This window comes from Staphylococcus sp. HMSC36A10 (assembly GCF_001838845.1).
In the GTDB taxonomy this organism is placed as follows: Bacteria; Bacillota; Bacilli; order Staphylococcales; family Staphylococcaceae; genus Staphylococcus; species Staphylococcus aureus.
The window spans coordinates 19,090-32,611 of the sequence record NZ_KV839127.1 but is presented as its reverse complement, the minus strand read 5'-3'; the positions used below and the strand labels follow the sequence as shown (position 1 = coordinate 32,611).

Sequence of the window (13,522 nt, the reverse complement as noted above, 5' to 3'; positions counted from 1 at the left end):
TGTATAGTATACTGGTATTATAATGAATAAAGGTGAATTATTGTGAGAAAAATACCTTTAAATTGTGAAGCTTGTGGCAATAGAAATTATAATGTTCCTAAGCAAGAAGGCTCGGCAACAAGATTAACCTTAAAGAAATATTGTCCAAAATGTAACGCGCACACAATTCATAAAGAATCGAAATAAATACATTCGAAATAATACTTTGATAATATGTTCAAAGGATTTGGAGGTTGAGCAGATGGCTAAAAAAGAAAGTTTCTTTAAAGGCGTTAAGTCTGAAATGGAAAAAACAAGTTGGCCGACGAAAGAAGAGCTATTTAAATATACTGTAATTGTAGTTTCTACTGTTATATTCTTCTTAGTCTTTTTCTATGCCTTAGATTTAGGAATTACAGCATTGAAAAATTTATTATTTGGTTAGAGGAGTGAAGACATGTCTGAAGAAGTTGGCGCAAAGCGTTGGTATGCAGTGCATACATATTCTGGATATGAAAATAAAGTTAAAAAGAATTTAGAAAAAAGAGTAGAATCTATGAATATGACTGAACAAATCTTTAGAGTAGTCATACCGGAAGAAGAAGAAACTCAAGTAAAAGATGGCAAAGCTAAAACGACTGTTAAAAAAACATTCCCTGGATATGTTTTAGTGGAATTAATCATGACAGATGAATCATGGTATGTGGTAAGAAATACACCAGGTGTTACTGGTTTTGTAGGTTCTGCAGGTGCAGGGTCTAAGCCAAATCCATTGTTACCAGAAGAAGTTCGCTTCATCTTAAAACAAATGGGTCTTAAAGAAAAGACTATCGATGTTGAACTCGAAGTTGGCGAGCAAGTTCGTATTAAATCAGGTCCATTTGCGAATCAAGTTGGTGAAGTTCAAGAAATTGAAACAGATAAGTTTAAGCTAACAGTATTAGTAGATATGTTTGGCCGAGAAACACCAGTAGAAGTTGAATTCGATCAAATAGAAAAGCTTTAATTAACAATTAAAGTTATTAAACTAACCAAAAGATAAAAAAGAGTATTGATTTTTTAATTAGAAAAGTGTTAAAATTATGTGGTCGCGCTTTTAGAGCGCCCATTTCGTCACGAAATGTTAAGAGTGGGAGGGCAAAACTGAGCCCTGTGACCACATCACGATATCAAGGAGGTGCACATCGTGGCTAAAAAAGTAGATAAAGTTGTTAAATTACAAATTCCTGCAGGTAAAGCGAATCCAGCACCACCAGTTGGTCCAGCATTAGGTCAAGCAGGTGTGAACATCATGGGATTCTGTAAAGAGTTCAATGCACGTACTCAAGATCAAGCAGGTTTAATTATTCCGGTAGAAATCAGTGTTTATGAAGATCGTTCATTTACATTTATTACAAAAACTCCACCGGCTCCAGTATTACTTAAAAAAGCAGCTGGTATTGAAAAAGGTTCAGGCGAACCAAACAAAACTAAAGTTGCTACAGTAACTAAAGATCAAGTACGCGAAATTGCTAACAGCAAAATGCAAGACTTAAACGCTGCTGACGAAGAAGCAGCTATGCGTATTATCGAAGGTACTGCACGTAGTATGGGTATCGTTGTAGAATAATTTTACGAATATTAAATTTGATTACATGATTTAAACGATGAAGCAGATAACAGAGATAATAATGATGAATTATAAATATAATCTGAATGACTAGATTAATGATTGATTTATTCATAAGATTAATTCTTCTGTTGTCTGCTCTTAACTTGCATATAGCAAGTAATGTGGGAGGAAATTCCGCTAAAACCACTAAAGGAGGAACTATAAATGGCTAAAAAAGGTAAAAAGTATCAAGAAGCAGCTAGTAAAGTTGACCGTACTCAGCACTACAGTGTTGAAGAAGCAATTAAATTAGCTAAAGAAACAAGCATTGCTAACTTTGACGCTTCTGTTGAAGTTGCATTCCGTTTAGGAATTGATACACGTAAAAATGACCAACAAATCCGTGGTGCAGTTGTATTACCAAACGGAACTGGTAAATCACAAAGTGTATTAGTATTCGCTAAAGGTGACAAAATTGCTGAAGCTGAAGCAGCAGGTGCTGACTATGTAGGTGAAGCAGAATACGTTCAAAAAATCCAACAAGGTTGGTTCGACTTCGATGTAGTAGTTGCTACACCAGACATGATGGGTGAAGTTGGTAAATTAGGTCGTGTATTAGGACCAAAAGGTTTAATGCCAAACCCTAAAACTGGAACTGTAACAATGGATGTTAAAAAAGCTGTTGAAGAAATCAAAGCTGGTAAAGTAGAATATCGTGCTGAAAAAGCTGGTATCGTACATGCATCAATTGGTAAAGTTTCATTTACTGATGAACAATTAATTGAAAACTTCAATACTTTACAAGATGTATTAGCTAAAGCTAAACCATCATCTGCTAAAGGTACATACTTCAAATCTGTTGCTGTAACTACAACAATGGGTCCTGGAGTTAAAATTGATACTGCAAGTTTCAAATAATAAATAATATAAACAATTACAGGCTGAAAGAAATATCTTTCAGTCTGTAAAAATATATTGACAATAAGTAATTTCCAAGTTATATTACTTATTGTGATTATTTTACCTAAGACAGTAGGAGTTATTTATAACTTAAAATTTATCCTGCCGAGGCTAAAATTGACTTGAACGTGATGATCTATGATCTTTCAAGCGCTTTTTGCCGTGGGTAGAAAGTGCTTTTTTTATTAATTTTAAAAAAAGCACCAAAAATTTAAATGGAGGTGTCTGAATGTCTGCTATCATTGAAGCTAAAAAACAACTAGTTGATGAAATTGCTGAGGTACTATCAAATTCAGTTTCAACAGTAATCGTTGACTACCGTGGATTAACAGTAGCTGAAGTTACTGACTTACGTTCACAATTACGTGAAGCTGGTGTTGAGTATAAAGTATACAAAAACACTATGGTACGTCGTGCAGCTGAAAAAGCTGGTATCGAAGGCTTAGATGAATTCTTAACAGGTCCTACTGCTATTGCAACTTCAAGTGAAGATGCTGTAGCTGCAGCGAAAGTAATTTCTGGATTTGCTAAAGATCATGAAGCATTAGAAATTAAATCAGGCGTTATGGAAGGCAATGTTATTACAGCAGAAGAAGTTAAAACTGTTGGTTCATTACCTTCACACGATGGTCTTGTATCTATGCTTTTATCAGTATTACAAGCTCCTGTACGCAACTTCGCTTATGCGGTTAAAGCTATTGGAGAACAAAAAGAAGAAAGCGCTGAATAATTTTTAGCGTAAAAAAATTAAAAATAATGGAGGAATTATAAAATGGCTAATCATGAACAAATCATTGAAGCGATTAAAGAAATGTCAGTATTAGAATTAAACGACTTAGTAAAAGCAATTGAAGAAGAATTTGGTGTAACTGCAGCTGCTCCAGTAGCAGTAGCAGGTGCAGCTGGTGGCGCTGACGCTGCAGCAGAAAAAACTGAATTTGACGTTGAGTTAACTTCAGCTGGTTCATCTAAAATCAAAGTTGTTAAAGCTGTTAAAGAAGCAACTGGTTTAGGATTAAAAGATGCTAAAGAATTAGTAGACGGAGCTCCTAAAGTAATCAAAGAAGCTTTACCTAAAGAAGAAGCTGAAAAACTTAAAGAACAATTAGAAGAAGTTGGAGCTACTGTAGAATTAAAATAATTCAAGTATCTTAAACTTAATAATCAAAGTTTTATAGCAAGTATTGCTATAATATAATGATTCTTTGAGAAGTTAAAACCCCGTTATTTTGATAACGGGGTTTTATTCATTTAAAGACTGAGTGAAATGTTATAATTATAATGACGAGTTACAAAGTGAAGATGAGGTGGAATAATGAGTCATTATTACGATGAAGATCCAAGTGTAATTAGCAATGAACAACGTATTCAATATCAATTAAACCATCATAAAATTGATTTAATAACTGATAATGGAGTGTTTTCGAAAGATAAAGTAGATTATGGTTCAGATGTTCTTGTTCAAACTTTTTTAAAAGCGCATCCACCTGGTCCAAGTAAGCGAATTGCCGATGTTGGTTGTGGTTACGGACCAATTGGTTTGATGATTGCTAAAGTATCACCACATCATTCAATTACAATGCTAGATGTTAATCACAGAGCGCTAGCCTTAGTTGAAAAAAACAAAAAAATAAATGGTATTGATAATGCGATCGTAAAGGAAAGTGATGCTTTGTCTGCTGTGGAAGACAAAAGTTTTGATTTTATTTTAACCAATCCACCAATAAGAGCAGGGAAAGAAACCGTGCATCGTATATTCGAGCAAGCATTACATAGATTAGACTCGAACGGTGAACTATTCGTTGTAATTCAGAAGAAGCAAGGTATGCCATCTGCAAAGAAAAGAATGAATGAACTTTTTGGAAATGTAGAAGTGGTAAATAAAGATAAAGGATATTACATTCTGAGAAGTATAAAAGCTTGAAATGAAATGGATATTCTGTTATAGTTATATAATGTAAAAATTTATGTTCAATAAGTGTGTACTTTTACGTTAAATAGATAAGTTAATTAAGAATAAATATAGAATCGAAAATGGTGTCATCATTAGTGTTGCCGTTTTCTTTTTGTCTTTTTATTAATATGCTTATGGTATTTAGCTAAAAGCGGATCACATAATTTTTGAGGGGTGAATCTGTTTGGCAGGTCAAGTTGTCCAATATGGAAGACATCGTAAACGTAGAAACTACGCGAGAATTTCAGAAGTATTAGAATTACCAAACTTAATAGAAATTCAAACTAAATCTTACGAGTGGTTCCTAAGAGAAGGTTTAATCGAAATGTTTAGAGACATTTCTCCAATTGAAGATTTTACTGGTAATTTGTCATTAGAGTTTGTGGATTACCGTTTAGGAGAACCAAAATATGATTTAGAAGAATCTAAAAACCGTGACGCTACTTATGCTGCACCTCTTCGTGTAAAAGTGCGTCTAATCATTAAAGAAACAGGAGAAGTTAAAGAACAAGAAGTCTTTATGGGTGATTTCCCATTAATGACTGATACAGGTACGTTCGTTATCAATGGTGCAGAACGTGTAATCGTATCTCAATTAGTTCGTTCACCATCCGTTTATTTCAATGAAAAAATCGACAAAAATGGTCGTGAAAACTATGATGCAACAATTATTCCAAACCGTGGTGCATGGTTAGAATATGAAACAGATGCTAAAGATGTTGTATACGTACGTATTGATAGAACACGTAAACTACCATTAACAGTATTGTTACGTGCATTAGGTTTCTCAAGCGACCAAGAAATTGTTGACCTTTTAGGTGACAATGAATATTTACGTAATACTTTAGAGAAAGACGGCACTGAAAACACTGAACAAGCGTTATTAGAAATCTATGAACGTTTACGTCCAGGTGAACCACCAACTGTTGAAAATGCTAAAAGTCTATTGTATTCACGTTTCTTTGATCCAAAACGCTATGACTTAGCAAGCGTGGGTCGTTATAAAACAAACAAAAAATTACATTTAAAACATCGTTTATTTAATCAAAAATTAGCTGAGCCAATTGTAAATACTGAAACTGGTGAAATTGTAGTTGAAGAAGGTACAGTGCTTGATCGTCGTAAAATCGACGAAATCATGGATGTACTTGAATCAAATGCAAACAGCGAAGTGTTTGAATTGCATGGTAGCGTTATAGACGAGCCAGTAGAAATTCAATCAATTAAAGTATATGTTCCTAACGATGATGAAGGTCGTACGACAACTGTAATTGGTAATGCTTTCCCTGACTCAGAAGTTAAATGCATTACACCAGCAGATATCATTGCTTCAATGAGTTACTTCTTTAACTTATTAAGCGGTATTGGATATACAGATGATATTGACCATTTAGGTAACCGTCGTTTACGTTCTGTAGGTGAATTACTACAAAACCAATTCCGTATCGGTTTATCAAGAATGGAAAGAGTTGTACGTGAAAGAATGTCAATTCAAGATACTGAGTCTATCACACCTCAACAATTAATTAATATTCGACCTGTTATTGCATCTATTAAAGAATTCTTTGGTAGCTCTCAATTATCACAATTCATGGACCAAGCAAATCCATTAGCTGAGTTAACGCATAAACGTCGTCTATCAGCATTAGGACCTGGTGGTTTAACACGTGAACGTGCTCAAATGGAAGTACGTGACGTTCACTACTCTCACTATGGCCGTATGTGTCCAATTGAAACACCTGAGGGACCAAACATTGGATTGATTAACTCATTATCAAGTTATGCACGTGTAAATGAATTCGGCTTTATTGAAACACCATATCGTAAAGTTGATTTAGATACACATGCTATCACTGATCAAATTGACTATTTAACAGCTGACGAAGAAGATAGCTATGTTGTAGCACAAGCAAACTCTAAATTAGATGAAAATGGTCGTTTCATGGATGATGAAGTTGTATGTCGTTTCCGTGGTAACAACACAGTTATGGCTAAAGAAAAAATGGATTATATGGATGTATCGCCGAAGCAAGTTGTTTCAGCAGCGACAGCATGTATTCCATTCTTAGAAAATGATGACTCAAACCGTGCATTGATGGGTGCGAACATGCAACGTCAAGCAGTGCCTTTGATGAATCCAGAAGCACCATTTGTTGGTACAGGTATGGAACACGTTGCAGCACGTGATTCTGGTGCAGCTATTACAGCTAAGCACAGAGGTCGTGTTGAACATGTTGAATCTAATGAAATTCTTGTACGTCGTCTAGTTGAAGAGAACGGCGTTGAGCATGAAGGTGAATTAGATCGCTATCCATTAGCTAAATTTAAACGTTCAAACTCAGGTACATGTTACAACCAACGTCCAATCGTTGCAGTTGGAGATGTTGTTGAGTATAACGAGATTTTAGCAGATGGACCATCTATGGAATTAGGAGAAATGGCATTAGGTAGAAACGTAGTAGTTGGTTTCATGACTTGGGACGGTTACAACTATGAGGATGCCGTTATCATGAGTGAAAGACTTGTGAAAGATGACGTGTATACTTCTATTCATATTGAAGAGTATGAATCAGAAGCACGTGATACTAAGTTAGGACCTGAAGAAATCACAAGAGATATTCCTAATGTTTCTGAAAGTGCACTTAAGAACTTAGACGATCGTGGTATCGTTTATATTGGTGCAGAAGTAAAAGATGGAGATATTTTAGTTGGTAAAGTAACGCCTAAAGGTGTAACTGAGTTAACTGCCGAAGAAAGATTGTTACATGCAATCTTTGGTGAAAAAGCACGTGAAGTTAGAGATACTTCATTACGTGTACCTCACGGCGCTGGCGGTATCGTTCTTGATGTAAAAGTATTCAATCGCGAAGAAGGCGACGATACATTATCACCTGGTGTAAACCAATTAGTACGTGTATACATCGTTCAAAAACGTAAAATTCATGTTGGTGATAAGATGTGTGGTCGACATGGTAACAAAGGTGTCATTTCTAAGATTGTTCCTGAAGAAGATATGCCTTACTTACCAGACGGACGTCCGATCGATATCATGTTAAACCCTCTTGGTGTACCATCTCGTATGAACATCGGACAAGTATTAGAGCTACACTTAGGTATGGCTGCTAAAAATCTTGGTATTCACGTTGCATCACCAGTATTTGACGGCGCAAACGATGACGATGTATGGTCAACAATTGAAGAAGCTGGTATGGCTCGTGATGGTAAAACTGTACTTTATGATGGACGTACAGGTGAACCATTCGATAACCGTATTTCAGTAGGTGTAATGTACATGTTGAAACTTGCGCACATGGTTGATGATAAATTACATGCGCGTTCAACAGGACCATATTCACTTGTTACACAACAACCACTTGGAGGTAAAGCGCAATTCGGTGGACAACGTTTCGGTGAGATGGAGGTATGGGCACTTGAAGCATATGGTGCTGCATACACATTACAAGAAATCTTAACTTACAAATCCGATGATACAGTAGGACGTGTGAAAACATACGAGGCTATTGTTAAAGGTGAAAACATCTCTAGACCAAGTGTTCCAGAATCATTCCGAGTATTGATGAAAGAATTACAAAGTTTAGGTTTAGATGTAAAAGTTATGGATGAGCAAGATAATGAAATCGAAATGACAGACGTTGATGACGATGATGTTGTAGAACGTAAAGTAGATTTACAACAAAATGATGCTCCTGAAACACAAAAAGAAGTTACTGATTAATACGCAATTTACAAAACAGGCAAAAAGATACTAAGCTGAATTTTATTGATGATTCAGTTTAGTACTTTAAGCCATTTTAAATAAATGCAAATCAATCAAATAGCACAGCTAATCTAAATTGAAGGAGGTAGGCTCCTTGATTGATGTAAATAATTTCCATTATATGAAAATAGGATTGGCTTCACCTGAAAAAATCCGTTCTTGGTCTTTTGGTGAAGTTAAAAAACCTGAAACAATCAACTACCGTACATTAAAACCTGAAAAAGATGGTCTATTCTGTGAAAGGATTTTCGGACCTACAAAAGACTGGGAATGTAGTTGTGGTAAATACAAACGTGTTCGCTACAAAGGCATGGTCTGTGACAGATGTGGAGTTGAAGTAACTAAATCTAAAGTACGTCGTGAAAGAATGGGTCACATTGAACTTGCTGCTCCAGTTTCTCACATTTGGTATTTCAAAGGTATACCAAGCCGTATGGGATTATTACTTGACATGTCACCAAGAGCATTAGAAGAAGTTATTTACTTTGCTTCTTATGTTGTTGTAGATCCAGGTCCAACTGGTTTAGAAAAGAAAACTTTATTATCTGAAGCTGAATTCAGAGATTATTATGATAAATACCCAGGTCAATTCGTTGCAAAAATGGGTGCAGAAGGTATTAAAGATTTACTTGAAGAGATTGATCTTGACGAAGAACTTAAATTGTTACGCGATGAGTTGGAATCAGCTACTGGTCAAAGACTTACTCGTGCAATTAAACGTTTAGAAGTTGTTGAATCATTCCGTAATTCAGGTAACAAACCTTCATGGATGATTTTAGATGTACTTCCAATCATCCCACCAGAAATTCGTCCAATGGTTCAATTAGATGGTGGACGATTTGCAACAAGTGACTTAAACGATTTATACCGTCGTGTAATTAATCGAAATAATCGTTTGAAACGTTTATTAGATTTAGGTGCACCTGGTATCATCGTTCAAAACGAAAAACGTATGTTACAAGAAGCCGTTGACGCTTTAATTGATAATGGTCGTCGTGGTCGTCCAGTTACTGGCCCAGGTAACCGTCCATTAAAATCTTTATCTCATATGTTAAAAGGTAAACAAGGTCGTTTCCGTCAAAACTTACTTGGTAAACGTGTTGACTATTCAGGACGTTCAGTTATTGCAGTAGGTCCAAGCTTGAAAATGTACCAATGTGGTTTACCAAAAGAAATGGCACTTGAACTATTTAAACCATTCGTAATGAAAGAATTAGTTCAACGTGAAATTGCAACTAACATTAAAAATGCGAAGAGTAAAATCGAACGCATGGATGATGAAGTTTGGGACGTATTGGAAGAAGTAATTAGAGAACATCCTGTATTACTTAACCGTGCACCAACACTTCATAGACTTGGTATTCAAGCATTTGAACCAACTTTAGTTGAAGGTCGTGCGATTCGTCTACATCCACTTGTAACAACAGCTTATAACGCTGACTTTGACGGTGACCAAATGGCGGTTCACGTTCCTTTATCAAAAGAGGCACAAGCTGAAGCAAGAATGTTGATGTTAGCAGCACAAAACATCTTGAACCCTAAAGATGGTAAACCTGTAGTTACACCATCACAAGATATGGTACTTGGTAACTATTACCTTACTTTAGAAAGAAAAGATGCAGTAAATACAGGCGCAATCTTTAATAATACAAATGAAGTATTAAAAGCATATGCAAATGGCTTTGTACATTTACACACTAGAATTGGTGTACATGCAAGTTCGTTCAATAATCCAACATTTACTGAAGAACAAAACAAAAAGATTCTTGCTACGTCAGTAGGTAAAATTATATTCAATGAAATCATTCCAGATTCATTTGCTTATATTAATGAACCTACGCAAGAAAACTTAGAAAGAAAGACACCAAACAGATATTTCATCGATCCTACAACTTTAGGTGAAGGTGGATTAAAAGAATACTTTGAAAATGAAGAATTAATTGAACCTTTCAACAAAAAATTCTTAGGTAATATTATTGCAGAAGTATTCAACAGATTTAGCATCACTGATACATCAATGATGTTAGACCGTATGAAAGACTTAGGATTCAAATTCTCATCTAAAGCTGGTATTACAGTAGGTGTTGCTGATATCGTAGTATTACCTGATAAGCAACAAATACTTGATGAGCATGAAAAATTAGTCGACAGAATTACAAAACAATTCAACCGTGGTTTAATCACTGAAGAAGAAAGATATAATGCAGTTGTTGAAATTTGGACAGATGCAAAAGATCAAATTCAAGGTGAATTGATGCAATCACTTGATAAAACTAACCCAATCTTCATGATGAGTGATTCAGGTGCCCGTGGTAACGCATCTAACTTTACACAGTTAGCAGGTATGCGTGGATTGATGGCCGCACCATCTGGTAAGATTATCGAATTACCAATCACATCTTCATTCCGTGAAGGTTTAACAGTACTTGAATACTTCATCTCAACTCACGGTGCACGTAAAGGTCTTGCCGATACAGCACTTAAAACAGCTGACTCAGGATATCTTACTCGTCGTCTTGTTGACGTGGCACAAGATGTTATTGTTCGTGAAGAAGACTGTGGTACTGATAGAGGTTTATTAGTTTCTGATATTAAAGAAGGTACAGAAATGATTGAACCATTTATCGAACGTATTGAAGGTCGTTATTCTAAAGAAACAATTCGTCATCCTGAAACTGATGAAATAATCATTCGTCCTGATGAATTAATTACACCTGAAATTGCTAAGAAAATTACAGATGCTGGTATTGAACAAATGTATATTCGCTCAGCATTTACTTGTAACGCACGACATGGTGTTTGTGAAAAATGTTACGGTAAAAACCTTGCTACTGGTGAAAAAGTTGAAGTTGGTGAAGCAGTTGGTACAATTGCAGCCCAATCTATCGGTGAACCAGGTACACAGCTTACAATGCGTACATTCCATACAGGTGGGGTAGCAGGTAGCGATATCACACAAGGTCTTCCTCGTATTCAAGAGATTTTCGAAGCACGTAACCCTAAAGGTCAAGCGGTAATTACGGAAATCGAAGGTGTCGTAGAAGATATTAAATTAGCAAAAGATAGACAACAAGAAATTGTTGTTAAAGGTGCTAATGAAACAAGATCATACCTTGCTTCAGGTACTTCAAGAATTATTGTAGAAATCGGTCAACCAGTTCAACGTGGTGAAGTATTAACTGAAGGTTCTATTGAACCTAAGAATTACTTATCTGTTGCTGGATTAAACGCGACTGAAAGCTACTTATTAAAAGAAGTACAAAAAGTTTACCGTATGCAAGGTGTAGAAATCGACGATAAACACGTTGAGGTTATGGTTCGACAAATGTTACGTAAAGTTAGAATTATCGAAGCAGGTGATACGAAGTTATTACCAGGTTCATTAGTTGATATTCATAACTTTACAGATGCAAATAGAGAAGCATTTAAACACCGTAAGCGTCCTGCAACAGCTAAACCAGTATTACTTGGTATTACTAAAGCATCACTTGAAACAGAAAGTTTCTTATCTGCAGCATCATTCCAAGAAACAACAAGAGTTCTTACAGATGCAGCAATTAAAGGTAAGCGTGATGACTTATTAGGTCTTAAAGAAAACGTAATTATTGGTAAGTTAATTCCAGCTGGTACTGGTATGAGACGTTATAGCGACGTAAAATACGAAAAAACAGCTAAACCAGTTGCAGAAGTTGAATCTCAAACTGAAGTAACGGAATAACAAGTATATAACAGAGGCTAATGCTTTAGCCTCTTGTTATTTTTATGTAAATTATTTGATTTAATGTTGACGAATTCTCTTGTTCAATGTTAATATATTAAAGGTTGATGCAAGCAGAACTTTGGAGGATAAATTATTGTCTAAGGAAAAAGTTGCACGCTTTAACAAACAACATTTTGTAGTTGGTCTTAAAGAAACGCTTAAAGCGTTAAAGAAAGATCAAGTTACATCTTTGATTATTGCTGAAGACGTTGAAGTATATTTAATGACTCGCGTGTTAAGCCAAATCAATCAGAAAAATATACCTGTATCTTTTTTCAAAAGCAAACATGCTTTGGGTAAACATGTAGGTATTAACGTCAATGCGACAATAGTAGCATTGATTAAATGAGAATTAGTAAGTGTTTTACTTACTAAATTTTATTTAACCTAAAAATGAACCACCTGGATGTGTGGGATTAAAAAGTGAAGAGAGGAGGACATATCACATGCCAACTATTAACCAATTAGTACGTAAACCAAGACAAAGCAAAATCAAAAAATCAGATTCTCCAGCTTTAAATAAAGGTTTCAACAGTAAAAAGAAAAAATTTACTGACTTAAACTCACCACAAAAACGTGGTGTATGTACTCGTGTAGGTACAATGACACCTAAAAAACCTAACTCAGCGTTACGTAAATATGCACGTGTGCGTTTATCAAACAACATCGAAATTAACGCATACATCCCTGGTATCGGCCATAACTTACAAGAACACAGTGTTGTACTTGTACGTGGTGGACGTGTAAAAGACTTACCAGGTGTGCGTTACCATATTGTACGTGGAGCACTTGATACTTCAGGTGTTGACGGACGTAGACAAGGTCGTTCATTATACGGAACTAAGAAACCTAAAAACTAAGAATTTAGTTTTTAATTAAATCTTAAACTTAAAATATTTAATATAAGGAAGGGAGGATTTACATTATGCCTCGTAAAGGATCAGTACCTAAAAGAGACGTATTACCAGATCCAATTCATAACTCTAAGTTAGTAACTAAATTAATTAACAAAATTATGTTAGATGGTAAACGTGGAACAGCACAAAGAATTCTTTATTCAGCATTCGACCTAGTTGAACAACGCAGTGGTCGTGATGCATTAGAAGTATTCGAAGAAGCAATCAACAACATTATGCCAGTATTAGAAGTTAAAGCTCGTCGTGTAGGTGGTTCTAACTATCAAGTACCAGTAGAAGTTCGTCCAGAGCGTCGTACTACTTTAGGTTTACGTTGGTTAGTTAACTATGCACGTCTTCGTGGTGAAAAAACGATGGAAGATCGTTTAGCTAACGAAATTTTAGATGCAGCAAATAATACAGGTGGTGCCGTTAAGAAACGTGAGGACACTCACAAAATGGCTGAAGCAAACAAAGCATTTGCTCACTACCGTTGGTAAGATAAAAGCTTTTACCCTGAGTGTGTTCTATATTAATGAATTTTCATTAAGCGTTCATGCTTAGGGCATCGCCATATCTATCGTATTTATTCAGTAATATAAAC

The 13,522-nt window shown here is 35.5% G+C and carries 13 protein-coding genes and 1 other annotated feature; all 13 genes read left to right on the top strand.

The window, feature by feature from the left end; translation table 11 throughout:
* Positions 1 to 42: 42 nt before the first annotated feature.
* The 13 genes from rpmG to rpsG all read left to right on the top strand — a co-directional run bounded on the left by rpmG (position 43) and on the right by rpsG (position 13,418).
* Positions 43 to 186, top strand: a complete 144-nt coding sequence (gene rpmG / locus HMPREF3247_RS14580) for a 50S ribosomal protein L33 (protein WP_001788193.1) — start codon at positions 43 to 45, stop codon at positions 184 to 186.
* Positions 187 to 241: 55 nt separating this feature from the next.
* Positions 242 to 424 (top strand): preprotein translocase subunit SecE, encoded by a 183-nt coding sequence (gene secE / locus HMPREF3247_RS11900; protein WP_001074473.1) that lies wholly within the window; start codon positions 242 to 244, stop codon positions 422 to 424.
* A gap of 12 nt (positions 425 to 436) precedes the next feature.
* Positions 437 to 985 carry a transcription termination/antitermination protein NusG gene (nusG, locus tag HMPREF3247_RS11895; RefSeq protein WP_001288302.1) on the top strand — a complete coding sequence of 183 codons (549 nt, stop codon included), beginning with the start codon at positions 437 to 439 and terminating at the stop codon, positions 983 to 985.
* A 180-nt stretch (positions 986 to 1,165) separates the two neighbouring features.
* Entirely contained in the window at positions 1,166 to 1,588 is a 423-nt protein-coding gene (gene rplK / locus HMPREF3247_RS11890; protein ID WP_001085792.1) for a 50S ribosomal protein L11, read from the top strand.
* Between the two features lie 207 nt (positions 1,589 to 1,795).
* Positions 1,796 to 2,488, top strand: coding sequence for a 50S ribosomal protein L1 (gene rplA / locus HMPREF3247_RS11885; protein WP_001074619.1), 693 nt, complete (start codon positions 1,796 to 1,798; stop codon positions 2,486 to 2,488).
* Between the two features lie 87 nt (positions 2,489 to 2,575).
* Positions 2,576 to 2,722, top strand: a sequence feature (ribosomal protein L10 leader region).
* 37 nt (positions 2,723 to 2,759) lie between these two features.
* A complete protein-coding gene (rplJ, locus tag HMPREF3247_RS11880) occupies positions 2,760 to 3,260 on the top strand; it encodes a 50S ribosomal protein L10 (protein WP_001273087.1) in 501 nt (166 codons plus the stop codon).
* Between the two features lie 42 nt (positions 3,261 to 3,302).
* Entirely contained in the window at positions 3,303 to 3,671 is a 369-nt protein-coding gene (gene rplL / locus HMPREF3247_RS11875) for a 50S ribosomal protein L7/L12 (RefSeq protein WP_001273586.1), read from the top strand.
* A gap of 174 nt (positions 3,672 to 3,845) precedes the next feature.
* Positions 3,846 to 4,454: a class I SAM-dependent methyltransferase gene (locus HMPREF3247_RS11870; protein WP_000020302.1), complete on the top strand. Its 609-nt coding sequence runs from the start codon at positions 3,846 to 3,848 to the stop codon at positions 4,452 to 4,454.
* A gap of 214 nt (positions 4,455 to 4,668) precedes the next feature.
* Positions 4,669 to 8,220 (top strand): DNA-directed RNA polymerase subunit beta, encoded by a 3,552-nt coding sequence (rpoB, locus tag HMPREF3247_RS11865; RefSeq protein ID WP_000918667.1) that lies wholly within the window; start codon positions 4,669 to 4,671, stop codon positions 8,218 to 8,220.
* A 163-nt stretch (positions 8,221 to 8,383) separates the two neighbouring features.
* Positions 8,384 to 11,980 (top strand): DNA-directed RNA polymerase subunit beta', encoded by a 3,597-nt coding sequence (gene rpoC, locus HMPREF3247_RS11860; protein ID WP_001788197.1) that lies wholly within the window; start codon positions 8,384 to 8,386, stop codon positions 11,978 to 11,980.
* A 136-nt stretch (positions 11,981 to 12,116) separates the two neighbouring features.
* Positions 12,117 to 12,371 carry a ribosomal L7Ae/L30e/S12e/Gadd45 family protein gene (locus HMPREF3247_RS11855; protein WP_000031892.1) on the top strand — a complete coding sequence of 85 codons (255 nt, stop codon included), beginning with the start codon at positions 12,117 to 12,119 and terminating at the stop codon, positions 12,369 to 12,371.
* 97 nt (positions 12,372 to 12,468) lie between these two features.
* The gene (gene rpsL / locus HMPREF3247_RS11850) at positions 12,469 to 12,882 is read left to right on the top strand and encodes a 30S ribosomal protein S12 (RefSeq protein ID WP_001142337.1); all 414 of its coding nucleotides are present in this window, start codon (positions 12,469 to 12,471) and stop codon (positions 12,880 to 12,882) included.
* A gap of 65 nt (positions 12,883 to 12,947) precedes the next feature.
* Positions 12,948 to 13,418: a 30S ribosomal protein S7 gene (gene rpsG, locus HMPREF3247_RS11845; RefSeq protein ID WP_001137495.1), complete on the top strand. Its 471-nt coding sequence runs from the start codon at positions 12,948 to 12,950 to the stop codon at positions 13,416 to 13,418.
* The last annotated feature ends 104 nt before the right edge of the window (positions 13,419 to 13,522 follow it).